The sequence below is a fragment of the Pseudomonas fluorescens genome, assembly GCF_001307155.1.
Lineage (GTDB): Bacteria > Pseudomonadota > Gammaproteobacteria > Pseudomonadales > Pseudomonadaceae > Aquipseudomonas > Aquipseudomonas helvetica.
In genome coordinates this window covers 3,959,881-3,980,911 of the sequence record NZ_CP012830.1, presented here as the reverse complement: position 1 = coordinate 3,980,911, position 21,031 = coordinate 3,959,881, and the positions used below count along the sequence as shown (strand labels likewise).

The window sequence follows — 21,031 nt, the reverse complement described above, 5'->3', positions numbered from 1 at the left end:
CAAAGGTTGCTCGCCAGTGCTGTACTGGATGACAACATCCCCCCCTTAACTTCGATTGGTTAATGCTGGTACAGACAAAGTACTTGGCAATGGTGATATCGATAGATACCCCCATGAATGAGTATGAGCTGATAGCAAAGAACAGCCTCCTCGACCCAGGGTCCATTTCCTGAAGAGGCTGTATCCAGCATCGGAAAGTTGGTCAGTGCGACTTCATCCCCGCCGCCTGCATGAACAGTCGGATCAGCATGGCAAACACACCCAGTGCCGCCACGCTGCCCGCATAAATCACCAGCATCCAGCCCAGCCGCTGCCGCAGTAGTGGCTTATGTCCGGCCGGTTCAACAATTGTCTTACTGTCCATTGGAGCGCTCCTCTGCTAGTGGTAACCGTCCTCGTGGGTGACCTTGCCGCGGAACACGTAGTAGCTCCAGAAGGTGTAACCCAGGATGAACGGGATAATGAACAAGGTGCCAACCAGGAGAAAGCCCTGGCTTTGCGGTGGTGCGGCGGCGTCCCAGATCGAGATCGACGGCGGCACGATGTTCGGCCACAGACTGATGCCCAAACCGCTGTAGCCGAGGAAGACCAGCAGCAGGGTCAGCAGGAACGGCGTGTAGTGCGCGTTACGCGCCACCGCCTTGAACAGACCCCAGGTTGTTACCAGCACCAGGATCGGCACCGGCAGAAACCAGAACAGGTTCGACAAGGTGAACCAACGTGAGGCAATCTCGGGATGAGTTATTGGGGTCCAGATACTGACGATAGCGATTACCACCAGTAGCACGAGGACCAGCGGCCGCGCCAGGTCATGCATCAACTCCTGCAACTTGCCTTCGGTTTTCATGATCAGCCAGGTACAACCCAGCAAGGCATACGCGACGATCAGCGCCACGCCACAGAACAGGCTGAAGGGTGTCAACCAGTCCAGCCCACCGCCAGCGAACTGCCGATTGACCACCGGTATGCCGTCGATAAAAGCCCCCAGCGCCACGCCCTGGAAGAATGTGGCGACCAGCGAACCACCGATGAAGGCTTTGTCCCAGATATGGCGCTTGTCTTCTTTGGCCTTGAAGCGGAACTCGAAGGCCACGCCCCGGAAGATCAGCCCGAACAGCATCAGAATCAGTGGCAGATACAGCGCCGACAGCACCACCGAATACGCCAGCGGGAAGGCGCCAAATAACGCCGCACCGCCCAATACCAGCCAGGTTTCGTTACCGTCCCAGACGGGCGCGACAGTGTTCATCATCACATCGCGGTCACAGTGACCCTTGATGAAGGGAAAGAGAATGCCGATTCCCAGGTCAAAACCATCCATGACCACGTACATCATGATCCCGAAGATGATGATCACGGCCCAAATCAATGGAAGATCAATACCCATGACTCAATTCCCCTTGTTCAGGCTAAGGCTGTGATCACCTTCACCGTTGTCGTCGGCAGCAGAAAGTGGACGAGCCGGCGTACGTTGCTGACCAGGACCTCCGTGGCTGATTTCTGCGCCTTCGTTGGTCTTTGGACCTTTGCGCACCAGGCGCATCATGTAGCCGAAACCGGTCCCGAACAGCGCGAAATACACCACGACAAACAGACCCAGGGTAAGGCTCATCTGTGCCACGCTATGGTTCGACGAGGCATCGGTAGTACGCAGCAGGCCATACACCACCCACGGTTGACGACCGATTTCAGTGGTGAACCAACCGGCGAGAATCGCGATCAGACCGGACGGCCCCATGAACATCGCCAAGTACAGAAACGGGCGGCACTGGTAAAGCGTTCCGCGCTTGCGCAACCACAAGCTCCACAATCCGGTGAAGACCATCAACATACCGAGGCCGGCCATGACCCGGAACGACCAGAACACGATGGTCGAGTTGGGGCGGTCTTCAGGGGGAAACGATTTCAGTGCGGGCACCTGTTTGTCCAGGCTATGGGTCAGGATCAGGCTGCCCAGGTACGGAATTTCGACGGTGAATTTAGTCTTCTCGGCTTTCATGTCCGGCCAGCCGAACAGAATCAGCGGAGTCGCTTCATTACCATGGTCTTGCCAATGACCTTCAATCGCAGCGATTTTCGCCGGTTGATGTTTCAGGGTATTCAGGCCGTGCATATCACCGACCATGATCTGAATGGGCATGACGATCAGGGCCATCCACATGGCCATCGACAGCATGGTGCGGATCGCAGGGTTGTCACGGCCGCGCAACAGATGCCAGGCAGCCGATGAGCCGACGAAGAAGGCGGTGGCAACGAACGCAGCAATTGACATGTGTGCGAGGCGGTAGGGAAACGAAGGGCTGAAAATTACCGCCAGCCAGTCCGTCGGAATCACCTGGCCGTTAACGATTTCGAAGCCCTGAGGGGTCTGCATCCAGCTATTGGACGCCAAGATCCAAAAGGACGATATCAGCGTTCCAAGAGACACCATAACGGTAGAAAAAAAATGCAGTCCTCGCCCGACCCGGTTCCAGCCGAACAACATCACTCCCAGAAAACCCGCCTCAAGAAAGAAGGCGGTGAGTACCTCATAGGTAAGCAGAGTACCGGTGATGGGGCCGGCGAAGTCCGAAAAACGGCTCCAGTTGGTACCGAACTGATAGGCCATAACAACACCGGACACCACGCCCATGCCGAAGTTGACAGCAAAGATCTTCGACCAGAAGTGGTACAGATCACGATAGATGTCGTTACGGGTCTTCAGCCACAAACCCTCAAGAACTGCCAGGTAACCGGCCAAACCGACTGTGATAGCCGGGAACAGAATATGGAACGAGACCGTAAATGCGAACTGCATTCGCGCCAAGTCTAATGCCTGTAGATTAAACATAACTGCCCTCTTATATACGGATAAAGCGTGACTGCAACAGTGCTTTCAAGTTAGCTACTGAGGTTCTACATGACCGACATACTTTCTCTGCCGGGATGGCATGCAGAATCACAGACGGCAAGCCGGCTCAAATTTTTTTCAATCAGTAAAAGACCGAACCTTAACCACCAGGATTGAAATACAAGAAGCGAGTCATTGGAGTACGGCGAGCGTTGAGCTCATTACCTAACACCTCGAAGAAAAGTCATACCTGAGCAGTACTAGTTTGTCAGTAGCTGATAAACCACGGAATTAGTCTCACACTCTCCAATGCCACACTCCAGGACTGTAGATACCAGGTTTGCAGCTATCAGGAAAATAAATACGACCATGGCCAACTTCCCAAGAACATGCGCCTGTTGCCTGATAGGTGATGGTTGCTCCCAGTTCTTAAGCAGTAGAAGCCCCGAGATAAACCCCATGGGTGCAAGGGTAGACACTACGCCCCCCCGTATAGAAATGTGCGTCCAAAAGCGTCACCCCATAGCCCGGATCCTCTGGAAGAACATGCAGAAACATCTGGCGTGAGGCGATAGCTCCGGCTAGCAAACTCCCTAGTAGCGCACACCGAAACGCACATTCATTAAAAATCCAGAACCTATGATAATCATACTCAATCGTTGTAGCACGCATACCGGGCATGGCAGCTCATGCCAAAACAACTGGTAATAAAATGCAATTACCAGCGACAAACTGACGCCCAGAAGACCAAGAATATTTAACGCATCACCACTACTGAGCTTGGAGAGCTGAGAAGCACTCTCCCCCATCAAGGCCGCGAACTGCAATTACCCACTCCCTAACACCTTTCAAAAGTGCAAGTCAAGAAGATCAGTTGAGTGAGAGTTAAACCACACGAGACTGATAATTAATAACACCCCACATTCCGAAGCCAGTTCGCTTTTTCCAGAAAAATATAGAAACGGAGCTCAGCAGAGCGATTAAGAACGGCAAGAACATATACATTGCCGCCACTCCTTTACAAGAAGTGATCCAGCGCTTTTTATTTAGAATTAGCCAAAACCCTAAATTAGTCAGCCGCGCTAAAGCGCATCCTGAAATCTGCTTATCCCATCAAAAACAAGTCCCACCGAACCGTGTACAAACACTACAGTATGAAAAACAGAACGATGTTCAATACCCTTCAGAAATGGAGCGCGAACTTGGAGATCCATGAAAATCAGTCAAGATCAATGAAAAGCTGCTAGCCCCTGGTCGCCAGAATGAATTGGCGTACCACCCAATGGTCCGCTCATATGGTCAAATGTTTAACCAGCAAGATACCTATGCGTTATGGCAATCTTCCTAATATGTGTGAGTGACCATGTACGCAGTCTAAGTCATTTTCTTATCGGTTTTTTACCGTATTATCGACAAGTCTTATCGATTTTACCGATAAGGCTTTTGGCAAGGGTCATTTCTGTCTTGTTGCAGGCAAGCTGGCGAAGCGTTTGGCTCCAGACTTCAAAACCATTGCCGACTTTCGCAAAGACAACGGCAAAGCCGTTCGCAGCGTATGCCGCCAGCTTGCAGTTCTTTGCCGCAACCTCAATCTCTTTTCTCAGCTGATCATCGCCATCGACGGCCGCAAATTCAAAGCCGTCAATAACCGCGACCGCAATTTTATTCAGGGCAAGCTGAAGGCACGCATGCAGCAGATCGAGCAGAGTATTGATCGATATCTGACGGCAATGGATTCGGCGGATAGGACAACGCCCGAAGTGGCCGAGGCCAAGGCGAGCGGCTGAAAGAAAAGATAGAAAACTGAAAAAGCAGATGCAGAAAATTAAGGAAATCGAGGCGCAACGCAGCTCCACGAAAGTCCAGAACAGCAGATCTCCCTCACAGCCCAAGATGCACGTTCAATGGCCACGAGCGGCCGAGGCACCATAACGGCCAGCTACAACGTACAAACAGCTGTCGACGACAAACACCATCTGATCATTACCCATGAGGTGACCAACGTTGATCGTGGGCAACTGAGCAGTATGGCGAACCTGGCGCGTATAGAAATCGAGGCTGAATCGCTGACGGGGCTCGTTCAGGTAACTAATAGCGTCACTCCCGCCGCCAAGTACTTACTGTCCATGTGAATAACCCTAACTGAAGTAGTTAAGATCTACGTCGACAATGGCGTAGCGATCTTTAATGGAGGGAAGAGGTGGCAGTTTGTTGGACAAAACGACCAGACAATCAGGTTCAAAACGAGCGTCCATCGCTACAGATAGACGATCTCCATCATCAGGGTTGCGTTATAGCTACCAATGGCAGGTAACTCTTGTGCGCCGAGTACCGGTCTGACCGAGAGTTTGAGATTCAGCGCTGTCGCCTCCACGAAGAACGTAAATTGCTCGCCAAGGTTGAAATGTACATCGCGGACAGTGCCTGTCACGTCGCTCAGACGGGTTTTCAATCCCAGTTTGTCCAACGTGGTACGCAACGTAGCGGTGTCGTAGGCGCCGTTGCCGGCAGTGAAGCGCAATTGCAATTTACTGCCTTTCGTGCATTGAAAATCAAACGCTACGTCAGTCCAGTCGGTCATTCCAGAACCCAAAGCGTTCAGATTGACCTTGGGAATTTCAACGTTTTGCGTGGACGGAAAATTGGCTGAGCAAGGCGGCTGTATCAAGGTTCCGCGGATATCCAGCCGGGCCGTTGGCGCCGCCTGGCACACTTGAGCCGAACACAACACCGCAACGGTCAAAAGCGCTCCCCACAGCGTCAGCCTGATCGCCATAGGCACCTCACAGGTACTCGATATTGATCACTGTCGAGGCACTGAACTTGCCCTCGGTCAACTCGCCGTTCTTTAGCAGTTTTGCCTTCATGCTCAGGTCGACGTTACCGTTTTGCTTGGTGAGGGTGCGCTTCGCGCCCGTGATATCCACGGCCGAGTTGTCGCTGCTGAGCGTCAGTGTATAGGCCAGGTTGGCTTTGTCCGTAGTGGCCTGGGTTGTCGAACCTGAAACGGCACCGGACGCCTTGATACTAACACTCAGGGATGAATTGGCAGGGCATATCAGGGTGATGGGCACTGGAACGACTGGGGCGGACTCTACTTGGTCGTAGCGCAAGCTGCCGAAGTCGACGCTCAGTGTCTTGCTGCTTGTCACGTTGCACGGTGGGCGTGTCAAGGTGCCGCTCACGTTGATCGTGACCGTATCGGTGATTGCAAAGGCGGACTGGCAGGTTATGCCGGCGACGAGTAAGACGGTAGCGGATCCCAGTAATTTCATGAGTGTGCTCCTGCGGGAATCATGGATAAGTGAGGTTGAGTGTGTATTGGCTGGAGAACGCTCCGGTCGGTAAAGCACCGGCGTTAACCACGGGGCGAAAGTTGAGGCTTATCAGGTTACTACCGGTACTCAGGCTGAAACTTCGCGTCACATTGAAGTCAACCGCCTGACCGTTATCGGCCCAGGTCGCCGCCATGGACAAACCCTCAAGGCTGGTTGCAGATAATCCGGTACCGACCGCGCTTTGTGTAGGCACGAGCCTGGCCCTGGCGGTGACGCCAGACAGGCAGTTGACGGTGATATCGGCGGTGCGTTGGGCGCCAACATCATTGGGGGACAGCGTACCGAACTGAAGCGCCAGACTGGTTGCTGAACCAATAGAGCAGGCCGGTTCTACGACGATGTAGGTATAGGTGACCTCCGCGATCTTGGCCTTACGCTTAACATTATCTATGGGCGAATAACCGTAAACGGTAACGACAGTGCTGTAGATACCTGTCGCACGCTCAGCATTGAACACCACAAAAAAATCATAGGGAAACACACTGCCTTCAAGAAGTTCGCCACGGCAATTGCTCGGCACGAAGCATGCCGTTTGTGACCCACTGGCGTCTGATGGAACCGCGACTCTCGCATCCTTCGCTACAACTAAAAATGTCAGATTCCCGCTAGTGCCTACCGGACTTTGGGTCTGGGTGTAATAGCCGCCCAACGGGTACCAGCCATCCGTTCTACAGGTGCCTGAAGCAAAGGGTAATTGAAACCTAGTGCCCGGACGTACCGCCCCGAGTAAAACGCTTGATGAGACCGGGCTACCTGAACACGTTACGGAGGGATCAACATAAGCACTCGCCGACGGCCCAACGACACCGCACAATAGTGCAACCACTAAACAGCTTACTCGTCTTCTGATTAAATATTTTAGGTTCGCAAAACAGTACATCAGTACGCTTCCTTAATTATCACTAGCGCCAGTAGTGGGGTTACAGGTCAACTTGAATTGTCCAATGCCGGCTTGAGGCAAGGTGTAATGACTCAAGTCCAGGTCCTGACGGCACCAAGTCTTACCGTTGACCTTGATAACCAATCGAGACTGCTCCGGTACACCGGTGATAAATACCCGTCCTTTATCGGCAACCATGGCCTCGCTGAGCACGGCACCGGTCGAATCGAAGAGCTGGACGTTTGCCGCGAATGGCGCGGCCATCCCCTGCGCCGTTTCAACGGTCACCAACAGGCGGCGACCGTTTTGGGTCTTGAAGCGGGCCATCACAAAGGCCCCACGCTTGGGCGTGACTTCCTGTACCAGCCCGGCGATATCGACGTTGTCGGACAATGAATCCGTGTCGAGCGATACGCGGTTATCCCGGTAAGGCTGCGCCGACGAGATGATCGTATAGCCACTGTTGTTGGTCCTGACCCCGCTGCGGGTCAATACCCCCACATCGGCAGCGCCTGGGGTGGCAACGATGATGTTGGTTTCCCCCAGCGGCTGGGTAAACATCAGGGTGTCGCGCATGGCGACCACGCCGCCCTCGACGCCGTAATCCATTTGCCGAGTATTTCGATCTTGGTTGTACGAGCCATGCCAGATCGCATTGGCGGCGTTGTAGCGTGCGGCAACCGAGCCGCCCAATATGCGATCCTCATCACTCAGCTGCTGGTTGACGCCGAGGCTGTAGGACAGCGCGTCATCCTTGAAGCTTGAGCCGCTGAATGTGGCTGCGCGCGTTGCATTGCCATTGGAGTCCTGGTTGTTGCTCAAGCCGATGCGACTGCTGCTGCCCGGATCGCCAAGCGGAAGGCTCACGCTCAACGACAGGCTGCGAATGTCATCATCACTGCCGCCATTCTGCGCCAGGCCCAGGTTGTAAGAAGCGCGCCCCACACTGAAGCTGTAGCCCAGTTGAATCGACGTATTGCTCTTGGCCATGTTCCAATAAGCCGTCTTGGTCAGGTTGGCGTACAGGCCGCCGTAGTTGCCGAATTGCTGCGACACATTGGCGGTAAAACTGCTCTTCATATGACCTTGCAAGTAAGGCGAAAAGTGTTCGCCATTCGATAGCGATTCATCGACATAGGGGGCCAGGGACCGGTTGGCACGCGCGTTGTTCGCCTCACTGAAACTGTAATAACCACTGGTGGAGTAGCGGTAGCCGATCAGGCTGAAGTTGGTGTCGGTCAGGCTCAATGTCTTGGAATACCGGAAACGGTATGACTGCCCGGCCAGGGTTTTGCGTTCCGGGCCCAGGTCGTCGCTGACCGCATGCGTCACATCAAGGGAGATGGCGCCGAAACCGGCATAATCGTGAGCGAAACCCAACAGTGAGGATTTGTATTGATCGCTGACGAGCGCCCCGCCAAACAGCGTAGTGCCGTCGCTCAAACCACGGCGCAGGGTGCCCAGGACGAACGCCGGCTTAGCCTGATCACGGGCGCCGTCCGCCGGACGATACTGCCCCGCTGTCAGCGAATAGCTCTGTTGACCTTCGCGCATCATATACGGCACCGACGAGAACGATTGCGTGTACACCTGACGCTCGCCGTTGGGGCCCTGAACCGTGACTTCGATGTCGCCGTTGCTGGGCGTGGAATACAGGTCCTTGAGTGCGAACGGCCCTGAAGGCACCCACTGTTCACTGATCACATAGCCGCGCTGGCGCAGGGTCACCAACGAACGGCCATTGGCGACGCCGCGCACCACCGGGGCAAAGTTACGCGACTCTTCGGGCAGCATGTCCAAGTCGGACTCGATGCCGATACCACGATAGGAGATGGAGTCGAACAGGTCGCTGTCGGTTGAGCTTTCGCCGATGGTGGCGATTGCCATCATGTTGCCCATGTCACGCTGGACATAGGTGTCCAGCGACTTCCACTGGCCTTCGACGTTGGTGCTTTTTTGCCAGTTCGAGAAATTGCGCAAGCGCCAGGCGCCTGTATTAATCCCGCTGCGCACGCTACCGAACTGCGATTGACGGTTGTTGTAGTCCGTCTGGTACTGACTGCCGGAAAAACTGTAGTTAGCGAAGGCAACTTGCTCGCCATCGCTCCAGCGTTTGCGTCGGGTGGCAAACGGCACACTGCCGACGAAGGCTTGCGGGATCTGCAAATCCAGGCGCTGTTTGTGGAAGTCGTAGGTGTACGTCACACCCGCCAGGTCACGATTGAAATACACACACTGTTCGGTACTGATATCGGCATGCGCCAGCCGCGCAGGGTCGACCCCCAATGCCGTGAGCTGATCAATGCTCAAACAAGGAAACAGCCCGGTGAGGGTGGGTTTCTGCTGAGCCGTCTCACGCACAAAGCGCACGTCCCGCTGTTCGATCATGCGGTTATCGACCGTCACATTGACTCGATAGATACCCGGCAGTTGCCCCTGGCTCATCGTTTTGACTTGCTCGGCCACTTCGGCCGAAGTGTTACCTCCGCCAATTTCCAGGAATGAAGCATCAAAGCTGTAATCAGCGTAAACCGCAGTGGTTGTCAAACCTGAAGTGATCAGGGCAAAACAACTCCAATACTTAGATAGGCGCGCATAGACACACATGCGCAAAGGGGGCATGAGAGAGTCCTTTCTTTAAGACTTACAACTTAATGCTTAGTGAACTTTTATGGGATCTGTCTTGACGGTGCTGCCGTATTCATTTATGTAACTTAGTACAATCTTGTCGCCAGCTTTAAGTGCTTGTACGGATTTTAGCGTACTAACAGGCTTAATGACCTCAGGCAAATCCTTGTTAATAGCGTTATTGACCAATAACTCACTAACCACCACATTGAAGCCTGAGAGATTACGAACACTCAGCTTGCCATCGTCAACGCTCCACTCCAGCTGATCAACAGCTTCCTTCAGTGATCCTTTCAAGTTTTCCGGACGATAAAAAAGTTTGATAGTCGTTTTTAACGCAATCTGCAGTACGTTCTGACTATGCTGCTCGGCGCTCACCGCCGGGATAGCCTTGACGTTGACAAAGAACAGGCTTTCCCTGTCGTTGGGCAAGCTCTGTACGTTGGTCGCGATTATCCGCAGAATGTTCTGACTTTTCGCATCGAGTCTAAACAGCGGCGGAGTAATAATGAACTCATCGGCGCTGGCGTCGCGATTGTCATAGGGACTTACCCAGGACTGAATCAGATAAGGCGAGTCATCATCGGTGTTGGCCAGGGAAAGATTCGCCTCTTTGTCTTTACCTTGGTAAACCACTCGTGTGGTGCCCACGTTGACGCCCGCCTGAAGTTGGGGAAGCCAAAGACACGCCGCCAAAGCCGTAAAAGCCGCAACTTTTAAGCGCATAATAAGTTTTCCTCGGTTAACATCAGGACTCGCTGGTGAATTCGACCCCTGGCGTTAATATCATGATTACTTGTAGGTCACATCGAAACTGGCCAGCGCATTCACCTGGCCGGTACCGATACCGCGAACGCCAGGCTTGCCATCAGCACCGTCTGTGTCTGCAACCAGGCGCACATAGGATGCGGTGAAATCGAAGGTATTGGACTGCGGGCGCAACACGTAATCCGTGCTGGCGGTGTTGAGTGGTAGCTTGGTTCCGGTGCGGGCATCGTTGATTTGAATGCCGACTCCCGCTACCTGATTGGCACCGGTCATGCCCAGGATCGTTGGATCTGAAGACGACTGCTGTCCGCGGAAGGTGATCGCCGCATTTTTCAACGTGGCACTGCTGCAGTTTTCCAGCGAGATGGAAAACGGAACGGATCCAGCGGTGGCGCCGACCGTGTTGGCGAAGTCAGCCAAGCGGACCTGCCCCATATCCACCGACTTCTTCACATTTTCGCTGCTGATGGTACAAGCGTTGTCATTGATCGAACCAGTAAATTCAACTTGACCATCCGATGCCCGCGCGCTGGCGGCGGCCATCAGGATCAACAATGAGGAGCCACACAGGGCGGTGCATTTACAGAAATTCTTAACCATGAAAGTTACCCTTAGCTGTAGTCGATGTGCGATTTAATCATTTAACTTCCCTGTTCCACGGCTCGCCGCAGCAGGTGAATCAATGATTTACCGGCACAAGCACCCAGTCCATAAGACGATTCTTAAACGTCACTTATCTGTACGAATAAAAATGCGCGGCAAGGCCGCAATGCTGTTCACTCACTCACTGACTGACGCTGTGATACGTTGGTCGGCGCCCAGGGTTGATGCCGGACTCTCTACTTTTAGGTTTACCCCTTCCACCGCATCTGGATGTATTCCACAGAAAAGCATTTTTAATCTGTCCCATACTCCAATACCTAAACAACAGCCGATAGATTTGCTTTCTATCAACGCCCATCACCTCGGCATGTTCTTTTACATCTGCACAGAAATTAACGGTCAGAAAATCCAGAGGTGACTTACCCTCGACCATATCCTTGATCAAACTCCAGATCTTCTCGAGACTGCTTTTTTCTCGATCATTCAGTTCATCTTCACGGCGAATCATAAAATTAAGAGGCAGTTCAACATTTAGGATTGTGAAACTAAGCATGACGGGAATCCTCAACCGCTGAGAATTCACTCAAGCTCATCACCTCTACATGCAAAGGCTTTGACAGCTCGGTAATCTTTGATTTCAGGTCACTCTCAGCCTTCCGACCCAAATCAGGTGGAAAAATAGGCACTTCACTCCCATGTGTTCCATGTATAGAGATTTCGTGATTTTGAGCAGGAGGGTATTCAGCGGTATCTCATCTGTTCTTGCCGTGGAGATAACCTCTAACATCCGACTTATATTTTTTCACTCACAAGCGCTGGAGAGATAAGCGCGTAGCTTCTAAGAATCAGCAGATTCCTAATTCTGACTTGCGAAAGTCTTTCGTAGTTAACCAACTTCCACTCGATATCTCTTCTGGCCCAGAAAAGTCGCTCAATCCCGAGTTTTTTGAGCCATCTGCCCTGCTCGGCTTTCGGGGCGTCTTCGATCTCTTTTGCATACTTCATTGATCTCGCGACCAGTCGTTCCTTACCCGTACTGTCCACCTGCGTGATTAGAAAATCGGTCGTTAGCACTAGAGAAACGGAAGTCCCAGGGTAAACCGCTGGCCGGACGTTCAAGCTCGAAGCAATTGCATGGGTTTCAGCTGCAGGCAGCAGGGGAACTGCTCACGAATATCAATGATTGACCGGTCATGCTCAAGCATCACGTGGTAGTGGTACTCAGCATTCGAAAGCAGGTGGTGAGCTCAATGGACTTTCACTCCTGGCACGATGTGGGAAGTACCACGCGATACAAATGCCCGCACCTTGATCCAGGGAATGTATTCTTCGCTGACCCCCTTGGCCATCGCCGGCGGTTATCCGTTTATCTATCTTTCCCTGTGTAAAACGACCTTCGAGCGCACTGGTTTGCAAGGTGACAATTTAACCTGGCTCATCTGGCTAACCGGACTACCTGAATGACGTGGCAACGCTCCAAAAAGAGCATTGCTGGTAGAGAGGGGGAACTCATGCTGTCGAATCGCAGCGCAGGATGCATAGCATCACAACCTCACAAAAGATTGTGAACCTGATTAATGATTGCGGTTGCTACCCCGACGTAGGGCAGCAACCGTGACAAGGTTTATTTACTTGTGACATCAGTCTGACGAAACACTCCCGCAGGGTTAAGGAGTGCTTCGCACTCCAGCGCGAGCAAGCTCCCTCGCCACAACGTCAACACAGACGTTACTGCTGCAACTCTTGCTCAGTAAACAAATCGCTGAACAACATGCTCGACAGATAACGCTCACCAGAGTCCGGCAGGATCACCACGATGGTCTTGCCCTGCATTTCCGGGGTTTCGGCCAGACGCACGGCAACCGCCATGGCCGCACCGCAGGAAATCCCGGAGAGAATCCCCTCCTCCTGCATCAGGCGCAGGGCCATGGCCTTGGATTCTTCATCGCTGACCAGCTCGACCCGGTCAACTATCGACAGATCGAGGTTTTTCGGTACAAAACCCGCGCCTATGCCCTGGATCTTGTGCGGGCTTGGCTTGATTTCCTCACCGGCCATGGCCTGGGTAATCACCGGCGAGACCAGCGGTTCCACCGCCACCGAGAGAATCGGCTTGCCCTGGGTGTTCTTGATATAGCGCGAAACACCGGTGATGGTCCCGCCGGTGCCGACACCTGCAACCAGCACATCAATGGCTCCGTCGGTGTCATTCCAGATTTCCGGACCGGTGGTTTTTTCGTGGATTGCCGGGTTGGCCGGGTTCTCGAACTGCTGCGGCATGAAGTAGCGGGCCGGATCACTGGCCAGAATCTCGGCAGCCTTTTCGATGGCCCCCTTCATGCCTTTGGCAGGCTCGGTCAGTACCAGTTCGGCGCCAAGGGCCTTGAGCACCTTGCGCCGTTCGATGCTCATCGACGCCGGCATGGTCAGCACCAGCTTGTAGCCGCGAGCTGCCGCGACGAACGCCAGGCCGATGCCGGTGTTGCCCGAGGTCGGTTCGATAATGGTCATGCCCGGCTTGAGTTTGCCGCTGCTTTCGGCATCCCAGATCATGTTCGCGCCGATCCGGCATTTGACTGAATAGCCCGGATTGCGTCCTTCAATCTTCGCCAGAATGGTCACGCCGCGAGGCGCAATACGGTTGATCTGAACCAATGGCGTATTGCCGATGGAATGCGCGTTATCAGCAAAAATGCGGCTCATGGCTGGGTCCTTATGCAGCGTTGGAGAAGCCTCCAAGGGTATGCCTCGCAACCCTCGTGCGTCCAGTCGCGACGCTGGATGATAGGCATGTTCAGTCATTCGTTAAGCTGACCGGGTCACCATGTGACGCCCCATTCAGAGACTGAATAAGCCGTCTGCGTTCACAGTCGACCGGGCGCCGCGTTATAGTCGGGCATACTTTTATTTCGCCCGCCCTGCCTGGCGCAGATCGGCGTTACCGTTCGAGGAATTACCGATGAAGTTCGAAGGCACCCGCGCATATGTCGCCACCGATGACCTGAAGCTGGCGGTCAACGCCGCCATCACCCTGGAGCGGCCTTTGCTGGTCAAGGGCGAACCTGGCACCGGCAAGACCATGCTCGCCGAGCAACTGGCCGAGTCCTTCGGTGCCAAGCTGATCACCTGGCACATCAAGTCCACCACCAAGGCTCACCAGGGCCTGTACGAGTACGACGCGGTCAGCCGCCTGCGGGACTCGCAACTGGGTGTGGACAAGGTCCATGACATCCGCAACTACCTGAAAAAGGGCAAGCTGTGGGAGGCCTTCGAGTCCGAAGAGCGGGTGATTCTGCTGATCGACGAAATCGACAAGGCCGACATCGAGTTCCCGAACGACCTGCTGCAAGAACTCGACAAGATGGAGTTCTACGTTTACGAGATCGACGAGACCATCAAGGCCAAGCAGCGTCCGATCATCATCATTACCTCCAACAACGAGAAAGAGCTGCCGGACGCCTTCCTGCGCCGTTGCTTCTTCCACTACATCGCCTTCCCGGATCGCGTCACCCTGCAAAAAATCGTCGACGTGCACTACCCGGACATCAAGAAAGACCTGGTCAGCGAAGCGCTGGACGTGTTCTTCGATGTGCGCAAGGTCCCGGGTTTGAAGAAGAAGCCATCGACGTCCGAACTGGTCGACTGGCTCAAATTGCTGATGGCCGACAACATTGGCGAAGCGGTACTGCGCGAACGCGATCCGACCAAGGCCATCCCGCCGCTGGCCGGCGCCCTGGTGAAGAACGAACAGGACGTGCAATTGCTTGAGCGTCTGGCGTTCATGAGCCGTCGCGGCACCCGCTGATACTCTTCTTACAAGATCAAGGGCGAAAGCCATGCTGCTCAACCTGTTCAATGAAATGCGTGCAGCCAAGGTGCCGGTCTCGGTACGTGAACTGCTGGACCTGATCAACGCGCTGAAACAGCGCGTGACCTTCGCCGACATGGACGAGTTTTATTACTTGTCACGGGCGATTCTGGTGAAGGACGAACGGCATTTCGACAAGTTCGACCGGGCGTTCAGTGCCTACTTCAATGGCCTGGAAAAACTCGACGATCACCTTCAGGCACTGATTCCCGAAGACTGGTTGCGCAAGGAATTCGAACGTTCGCTGACCGATGAGGAGCGCGCGCAAATCCAGTCCCTCGGCGGTCTCGACAAACTGATCGAAGAATTCAAGAAGCGTCTGGAAGAACAGAAGGAGCGCCATGCCGGCGGCAACAAGTGGATTGGCACCGGTGGCACCAGCCCGTTCGGCTCCGGCGGTTTCAACCCGGAAGGCATCCGGGTCGGCGATGCCGGCAAGCGCCAGGGCAAAGCGGTCAAGGTCTGGGACCAGCGCGAGTACAAGAACCTCGACGACCAGGTCGAGTTAGGCACGCGCAACATCAAGGTGGCCCTGCGGCGGCTGCGCAAATTCGCCCGCCAGGGTGCGGCGGACGAGCTGGACATCGACGGCACCATCGATCACACCGCCCGTGACGCAGGGCTACTGAATATTCAGATGCGCCCGGAACGTCGCAACAACATCAAGTTGTTGCTGCTGTTCGACATCGGCGGCTCGATGGACGCCCATGTGAAGATCTGCGAGGAGCTGTTTTCGGCCTGCAAGACCGAGTTCAAACACCTGGAGTACTTCTACTTCCACAACTTCATTTATGAATCGGTGTGGAAGAACAACATGCGCCGTGGCTCGGAACGTACGGCGACCATGGACCTGCTGCACAAATACGGCGCCGACTACAAAGTGATCTTCGTCGGCGACGCCGCCATGGCGCCTTACGAAATCACCCAGGCCGGCGGCAGCGTCGAGCACTGGAACGAAGAAGCCGGTTACGTGTGGATGCAGCGCTTCATGGAGAAGTACAAGAAGCTCATCTGGATCAATCCGTACCCGAAAGACACCTGGGGCTACACCTCCTCGACCAAGATCGTGCGCGATCTGATCGAAGACCAGATGTTCCCGCTGACCTTGCGCGGGCTGGAAGAAGGGATGCGGTTTCTCTCCAAATAACTGCGTTCTCTGTGGCGAGGGGGCTTGTCGGAACGCCGCAGCGCCCCGTTCGGCTGCGCAGCAGTCGCAAATCGGCTGCATGCGTTTACCCGATAGAACCACGCCACAGGTTTTAGGGTCGCTTTGCGACCCAACGGGGGCAAGCCCCCTCGCCACAATGCTCGGCTGTGCTTAAAGAAACCTGCGCAAATACTCGACCTGCTGCCGATGCGCCGTTTCCTGCACCACCGGTGCCAACCGGATCTGCTGCCCTGGCAAACATTGCGCCAGGCGGGCCAACGCCAATGGCGTCAACGCGCCTAATCGTGGATAACCGCCAATGGTCTGCCGATCATTGAGCAGCACGATCGGCTGCCCGTCCGGTGGTACCTGGACCGCGCCCAGCGGGATGCCTTCGGAGATCATCGGCTTGCCTTGATACTGTAACGCCGTCCCCAGCAAGCGAATGCCCATGCGATCAGCACGACTGTCGAGGGTCCAGACACGGTTGAAGGCGTCGAACAGGCTTTGCCCGCTGAACTCGCCATGTTGCGCACCGAGCACCAGATCCAGCGGCTGATTCAGCGTGAAGTCCGGTCGCTGCTCGCGCGGCACCTCCCGCAGCGCCTGCGCCGGCCCGGAATAACTCAACTCGGCGCCGCGTGCCAAGGGCCGGCCAAAACCGTCGAGACCGCCGAGTTCCTCGCGCACTACCGTCGCACAACTGCCCAACACCTGGGGCGCATTAAAACCGCCGGGCGCTGCCAGATAGGCGCGGGCACCTTGCACCGGCTGGGTGAATTGCAAACGCTGGCCTTTCTTCAACTGAAAACTACGCCACGGCGCCAGCGGCTGGCCGTCGAGCAGCGCACCGAGGTCCGCCCCCGCCAGCGCCAGACAGCAATCGTCTTGCGCCTCCAGGGTCAAACCGCCGAGGGTGACTTCAATCACCGCGGCCTCCAGCGAATTACCCAGCAGCCAGTTGGCCCAGGACATCGACAGCCAATCCGCTGCACCGCCCTGGGTCACGCCCAGATGCCGTACACCGAACCGACCGGCATCCTGCAGCAAACACAGCGGCGTGCTGGCTTCGATCGTCAAACGGCTCATGCCAGCACCTCCAGCGGTGTATCGTCGCCGCCCAGATTGACGAACTCGGCATGACCGACCGCGGCAAAACGTACCGTGTCGCCCGGTTGCATCAGGCTGTAGCCCTCACGCTCGCGGTCGAACAACTTGGCGGGAGTGCGACCGATCAGATTCCAGCCACCCGGAGAAACCACCGGATACGCCGCTGTCTGCCGCTCGGCAATCCCCACGCTGCCGGCTGCCACGCGCTTGCGCGGGGTATTCAAACGGGGCGCGGCCAGCACTTCTTCAACCAGTCCCATGAAGGCAAACCCCGGCGCAAAACCCAGCGCGAACACTTGATACTCACGCTCGCTGTGGCGACGAATCACCTCCTCCACAGCCAGCCCGCTACGCTGCGAAAGCAGGCTCAGCTCAGGCCCGACACTGAGGTCATACCAGACCGGCAACACATGGCATTGACCACTGGCCCGGGCGTTAGGGGTCAGATCGGTCAAGGCTTCGGCGATCAGCTCCCGCGCCTGAGCCGGACTCAAGGCGAGCAGGTCGTAATGCACCATCAGGGTAGTATAAGACGGCACCAGATCGATCAAATGCCCGGCGAACCCCGCACGCAGTCGCTCGCTGGCGGCGAGCATCCACGGCATGTTGGCTTCGGCGATTTCATCGAACAACCGCACCATCAAACAATCGATGGCCACCACTTCAACCCGTGGCTTCATGGCGCGCTCTGCTGATTCAACGCTTCACGGATCCGCTGCACAGCCGCCACCGAACTGGCGTTGTCGCCGTGTACGCAGAGGGTGTTGGCCTGCAAATGCAAAGCGCTGCCGTCACTGGCGACAAGGTTGTCACCGCGAGCGATAGTCAGCGCCTGTTGAATGATTGTCTCGGGATCGTGATGCACCGACCCCGGCAGCTGCCGTGAAACCAGATGCCCGGCGCTGTCATAGGCACGGTCGGCGAATGCTTCGAACCACAGCGTCACACCGTACTCGTCGCCCATCAGCTGAGCCGCGTGGTTGTCACGGGTCGCCATCAGCATCAACGGCAATTGGGGGTCATACGCCGCCACGGCCTGAATCACCGCCCGCAGTTGCGCCGGGTTGGCCATCATGTCGTTGTACATCGCCCCGTGGGGTTTGACGTAACTGACGCGAGCGCCCTGCGCCCGGCAAATGCCGTCCAGCGCGCCGATCTGGTAGTGCAGCAGATCCTGAAGTTCCTGCGCGGTGTAGGCCATGGAACGGCGGCCAAACCCCAGCAGATCCTGATAGGCCGGATGCGCACCAATCTGCACGCCGTGGCTCAGCGCCAGGCTGACGGTCTTGCGCATGATGCTCGGGTCGCCGGCATGGAACCCGCAGGCAATGTTGGCGCAATCGATGTACGGCATCACTTCGGCATCCAGCCCCATGGTCCAGTGACCAAAGCTTTCGCCGATATCGCAGTTCAATAGCAGGCGGCTCACGGTGAGTACTCCTGAGGGTTTTATCGTTTTAACCGGGGACGTTCGAGCGGTCTCCAGATTATCAGTTACTGCGCATCGAGTTGCTTGCCACGGGTTTCCGGCAGGCTCAACGCCGCCAGGATCACTACACCGTAAGACACCGCCGCAAACGCGCCGATCCCGACGCTCAGCGGTACTTTCTGGCTGAGCAAACCGATCAGCAGCGGAAACAGCGCCGCCAGCGCGCGACCAACGTTGTAGCAAAAGCCCTGGCCCGAACCGCGAATCCGCGTTGGAAACAGCTCGGTGAGAAACGCGCCCATGCCACTGAAAATCCCCGAGGCGAAGAACCCCAGCGGAAAGCCCAGCCAAAGCATCACGCCATTGCTGACCGGCAGTTGGGTGTAGAGCAGCACAATGGTGAACGAGCCGACCGCGAACAGAATGAAGTTCTTCTTGCGACCCAGAATGTCAGTCAGGTAGGCGCTGATCACATAGCCGGCGTAAGACCCGAGAATCACCATCGCCAGATAACCGCCGGTGCCGAGTACGCTCAGTCCGCGCTCGTTTTTCAGGAAGGTCGGCAGCCAGGAAGTGATCGCGTAGTAACCGCCCAGGGCGCCAGTGGTCAGCAAGGATGCGCGAAACGTGGTGCTGAGCATGCCGGGGGCGAAGATCTCGTAGAACTTCGACGGGTTGCTCGGTTCCTGCCGGGCCTTGGCCTGGCGGTAGATTTCTGGGTCCTTGACCAACCGGCGGACGAAGATCACGAAAATTGCCGGCACAATGCCGAGGATGAACAGCGCACGCCAGGCATCCTCCGGCGGCAGGATCGAGAACAGCAGCGCATACAGAATCGCCGTCAGGCCCCAGCCCAGGGCCCAGCCGGATTGCACCATGCCCACCGCCTTGCCGCGGTCCTTGGCACGGATCACCTCGCCCATCAGTACTGCGCCGGCAGTCCATTCACCACCGAAACCGAAGCCCATCAAGGTTCGGGCGATCAACAGTTGTTCGTAGTTTTGCGCAAACCCGCAGAGGAAAGTGAAGAAGGCGAACCACAGCACCGTCAGTTGCAAGGTGCGCACGCGACCGATGCGGTCAGAGAGAATCCCGGCGACCCAACCGCCAATCGCCGAAGCGATCAGCGTGCTGGTGTGGATCAGCCCCGCTTGGCCAGTGGTGATGCCCCACATGGCGATCAGTGTCGGCACCACAAAGCTCAGCATTTGGGTGTCCATGCCGTCCAGGCCATAGCCGACCTTGCAGCTCCAGAAGGTTCGGCGTTCCTGCTGATTGATGTTGCGGTACCAGTCGAACGGGCCGGGGCGGCTCTCGATCTTGGGTTTGGCGACATCGAGCGTGTCGGGCGCACTCATGGCAAATCTCCAGCTGAATTTTATTGGTATTGTTCTGAACACCGACGACGCCTATCGTGGGTTCGGCGCATTTTTCGACGACGGCGCCCTGCTCGTCCAACTAATAAAAACCCTGCCAAGGCATAAGAAAAAGTTGATCGCATGAACCTCAAATTTCTCGAGACCTTCGTTTGGGTCGCCCGGTTGAAAAGCTTTCGCCTGACGGCCGACAAGCTCTTCACCACCCAGGCCTCGATTTCCAGCCGCATCGCGGTGCTGGAAAGCGAGCTTGGGGTGAAGCTGTTCCTGCGCGATTCACGCGGCGTGAAGCTGACGCCCGAAGGCGTGAAGGTGCTCGATTACGCCGAGCAAATGCTCGACACCATGCAAGCGCTGAAGCAGTCGCTGGAAACCCGCTCAAGCAAGGTCGGACGGGTTCGCATCGGCGTGATGGACACGGTCATTCACACCTGGCTCAGTCCGTTGGTGGCACAGATGACCGATCACTATCCGTTGGTAGAAATCGAGTTGGTCGCCGATACCTCGCTGAATCTCTGCGATCAGCTGCAAAAAGGTTTTCTCGACCTGATTCTGCAAACCGACCTGCTGCGCCAGGAAAGCGTGCGCAGCCTGGAACTGGCCAGCCACCCGATGGGCTGGATCGTCGCCAGCCATTCGATCTACAACCGCAACTACACCAGCGTCGCCGAACTGGCCCGTGAACGGATCATCACCTACTCGAAAAACTCCCACCCGCATCAGGACGTGCTCAGCCTGATGCAGGCCAATGGCGTACTCGCGCCAAAGCTCAATTGCGTGAATTCGGTGTCGGCGATTATCCGATTGCTGCGTGACGGTTTCGGCATTGGTGCCTTGCCGCCGGTGCTGGTCAGTGAAGAACTGGCCCGGGGCGAATTGACCTTGCTGGCCATCGACCAACGCCCGCCCAACCTGCAAGTGGTGGTGTCATGGCGGGTCGGCGCGGAATGGGTCGAGGAGATCGTGGCATTGTGTCAGCACGTGGTGGAGGGCTATGCGCAGAAGGTCGGTGAGCACTACATCGTCTTGAGCAAAGACTAAGCCGGCCTCTGAA

At 55.8% G+C, this 21,031-nt stretch carries 21 protein-coding genes and 1 pseudogene; 5 read left to right on the top strand and 17 right to left on the bottom strand.

Going from position 1 to position 21,031, the window contains the following annotated elements; genetic code table 11:
* Positions 1–202: 202 nt before the first annotated feature.
* From AO353_RS29885 to AO353_RS31385, 4 genes are all read right to left on the bottom strand, one after another.
* Positions 203–364, bottom strand: a complete 162-nt coding sequence (locus tag AO353_RS29885; protein ID WP_081013757.1) for a DUF2474 domain-containing protein — start codon at positions 362–364, stop codon at positions 203–205.
* A gap of 15 nt (positions 365–379) precedes the next feature.
* The gene (gene cydB / locus AO353_RS18075) at positions 380–1,387 is read right to left on the bottom strand and encodes a cytochrome d ubiquinol oxidase subunit II (RefSeq protein WP_054596181.1); all 1,008 of its coding nucleotides are present in this window, start codon (positions 1,385–1,387) and stop codon (positions 380–382) included.
* 3 nt (positions 1,388–1,390) lie between these two features.
* Positions 1,391–2,830 carry a cytochrome ubiquinol oxidase subunit I gene (locus AO353_RS18070; protein WP_054596180.1) on the bottom strand — a complete coding sequence of 480 codons (1,440 nt, stop codon included), beginning with the start codon at positions 2,828–2,830 and terminating at the stop codon, positions 1,391–1,393.
* A 593-nt stretch (positions 2,831–3,423) separates the two neighbouring features.
* Positions 3,424–3,657, bottom strand: a complete 234-nt coding sequence (locus AO353_RS31385; RefSeq protein ID WP_203226128.1) for a disulfide bond formation protein B — start codon at positions 3,655–3,657, stop codon at positions 3,424–3,426.
* Between the two features lie 651 nt (positions 3,658–4,308).
* Here AO353_RS31385 and AO353_RS18065 point away from each other — a divergent pair.
* Positions 4,309–4,902 (top strand): annotated as a pseudogene (locus AO353_RS18065) (IS5/IS1182 family transposase); the annotation flags it as partial.
* A 185-nt stretch (positions 4,903–5,087) separates the two neighbouring features.
* Here AO353_RS18065 and AO353_RS18060 read toward each other — a convergent pair.
* The 9 genes from AO353_RS18060 to cysK form a co-directional block, all read right to left on the bottom strand.
* Positions 5,088–5,606, bottom strand: coding sequence for a fimbrial protein (locus AO353_RS18060; RefSeq protein ID WP_054596179.1), 519 nt, complete (start codon positions 5,604–5,606; stop codon positions 5,088–5,090).
* A 7-nt stretch (positions 5,607–5,613) separates the two neighbouring features.
* Positions 5,614–6,105 carry a fimbrial protein gene (locus AO353_RS18055; RefSeq protein ID WP_054596178.1) on the bottom strand — a complete coding sequence of 164 codons (492 nt, stop codon included), beginning with the start codon at positions 6,103–6,105 and terminating at the stop codon, positions 5,614–5,616.
* Between the two features lie 19 nt (positions 6,106–6,124).
* The gene (locus tag AO353_RS18050; RefSeq protein WP_146016077.1) at positions 6,125–6,688 is read right to left on the bottom strand and encodes a fimbrial protein; all 564 of its coding nucleotides are present in this window, start codon (positions 6,686–6,688) and stop codon (positions 6,125–6,127) included.
* Positions 6,689–7,060: 372 nt separating this feature from the next.
* Positions 7,061–9,670 carry a fimbria/pilus outer membrane usher protein gene (locus tag AO353_RS18045; RefSeq protein ID WP_054596176.1) on the bottom strand — a complete coding sequence of 870 codons (2,610 nt, stop codon included), beginning with the start codon at positions 9,668–9,670 and terminating at the stop codon, positions 7,061–7,063.
* A 36-nt stretch (positions 9,671–9,706) separates the two neighbouring features.
* A complete protein-coding gene (locus AO353_RS18040) occupies positions 9,707–10,402 on the bottom strand; it encodes a molecular chaperone (RefSeq protein WP_054596175.1) in 696 nt (231 codons plus the stop codon).
* A gap of 66 nt (positions 10,403–10,468) precedes the next feature.
* Complete coding sequence (locus tag AO353_RS18035) at positions 10,469–11,044, bottom strand: fimbrial protein (RefSeq protein WP_054596174.1); 576 nt, start codon at positions 11,042–11,044, stop codon at positions 10,469–10,471.
* A 184-nt stretch (positions 11,045–11,228) separates the two neighbouring features.
* Positions 11,229–11,600 carry a hypothetical protein gene (locus tag AO353_RS18030; RefSeq protein ID WP_054596173.1) on the bottom strand — a complete coding sequence of 124 codons (372 nt, stop codon included), beginning with the start codon at positions 11,598–11,600 and terminating at the stop codon, positions 11,229–11,231.
* Positions 11,601–11,839: 239 nt separating this feature from the next.
* Entirely contained in the window at positions 11,840–12,121 is a 282-nt protein-coding gene (locus AO353_RS31590) for a TnsA endonuclease N-terminal domain-containing protein (RefSeq protein ID WP_306460894.1), read from the bottom strand.
* 654 nt (positions 12,122–12,775) lie between these two features.
* Positions 12,776–13,750, bottom strand: coding sequence for a cysteine synthase A (gene cysK / locus AO353_RS18020; RefSeq protein ID WP_054596172.1), 975 nt, complete (start codon positions 13,748–13,750; stop codon positions 12,776–12,778).
* Positions 13,751–14,006: 256 nt separating this feature from the next.
* Between cysK and AO353_RS18015 the strand changes: the two genes are divergently transcribed.
* Together AO353_RS18015 and AO353_RS18010 are read left to right on the top strand one after the other, a co-directional pair.
* The gene (locus AO353_RS18015; protein ID WP_024265085.1) at positions 14,007–14,852 is read left to right on the top strand and encodes an AAA family ATPase; all 846 of its coding nucleotides are present in this window, start codon (positions 14,007–14,009) and stop codon (positions 14,850–14,852) included.
* A 31-nt stretch (positions 14,853–14,883) separates the two neighbouring features.
* A complete protein-coding gene (locus tag AO353_RS18010) occupies positions 14,884–16,062 on the top strand; it encodes a vWA domain-containing protein (protein ID WP_054596171.1) in 1,179 nt (392 codons plus the stop codon).
* 171 nt (positions 16,063–16,233) lie between these two features.
* Here AO353_RS18010 and AO353_RS18005 read toward each other — a convergent pair whose 3' ends face one another.
* The 4 genes from AO353_RS18005 to AO353_RS17990 form a co-directional block, all read right to left on the bottom strand.
* Positions 16,234–17,151, bottom strand: a complete 918-nt coding sequence (locus AO353_RS18005) for a biotin-dependent carboxyltransferase family protein (RefSeq protein WP_054596170.1) — start codon at positions 17,149–17,151, stop codon at positions 16,234–16,236.
* Positions 17,148–17,852, bottom strand: coding sequence for a 5-oxoprolinase subunit B family protein (locus AO353_RS18000; protein ID WP_054596169.1), 705 nt, complete (start codon positions 17,850–17,852; stop codon positions 17,148–17,150). The genes AO353_RS18005 and AO353_RS18000 overlap by 4 nt, the downstream gene beginning before the upstream one ends.
* The gene (locus AO353_RS17995) at positions 17,849–18,601 is read right to left on the bottom strand and encodes a 5-oxoprolinase subunit PxpA (protein ID WP_019692480.1); all 753 of its coding nucleotides are present in this window, start codon (positions 18,599–18,601) and stop codon (positions 17,849–17,851) included. The genes AO353_RS18000 and AO353_RS17995 overlap by 4 nt, the downstream gene beginning before the upstream one ends.
* 65 nt (positions 18,602–18,666) lie before the next feature.
* Positions 18,667–19,959 (bottom strand): MFS transporter, encoded by a 1,293-nt coding sequence (locus AO353_RS17990; protein WP_054596168.1) that lies wholly within the window; start codon positions 19,957–19,959, stop codon positions 18,667–18,669.
* Here AO353_RS17990 and AO353_RS31200 point away from each other — a divergent pair.
* A complete protein-coding gene (locus AO353_RS31200; RefSeq protein WP_158246521.1) occupies positions 19,958–20,104 on the top strand; it encodes a hypothetical protein in 147 nt (48 codons plus the stop codon). The two genes, AO353_RS17990 and AO353_RS31200, sit on opposite strands and share 2 nt — an antisense overlap.
* The gene (locus AO353_RS17985; RefSeq protein ID WP_054596167.1) at positions 20,101–21,018 is read left to right on the top strand and encodes a LysR family transcriptional regulator; all 918 of its coding nucleotides are present in this window, start codon (positions 20,101–20,103) and stop codon (positions 21,016–21,018) included. Before AO353_RS31200 ends, AO353_RS17985 begins: the two co-directional genes overlap by 4 nt.
* Positions 21,019–21,031 lie beyond the last annotated feature (13 nt).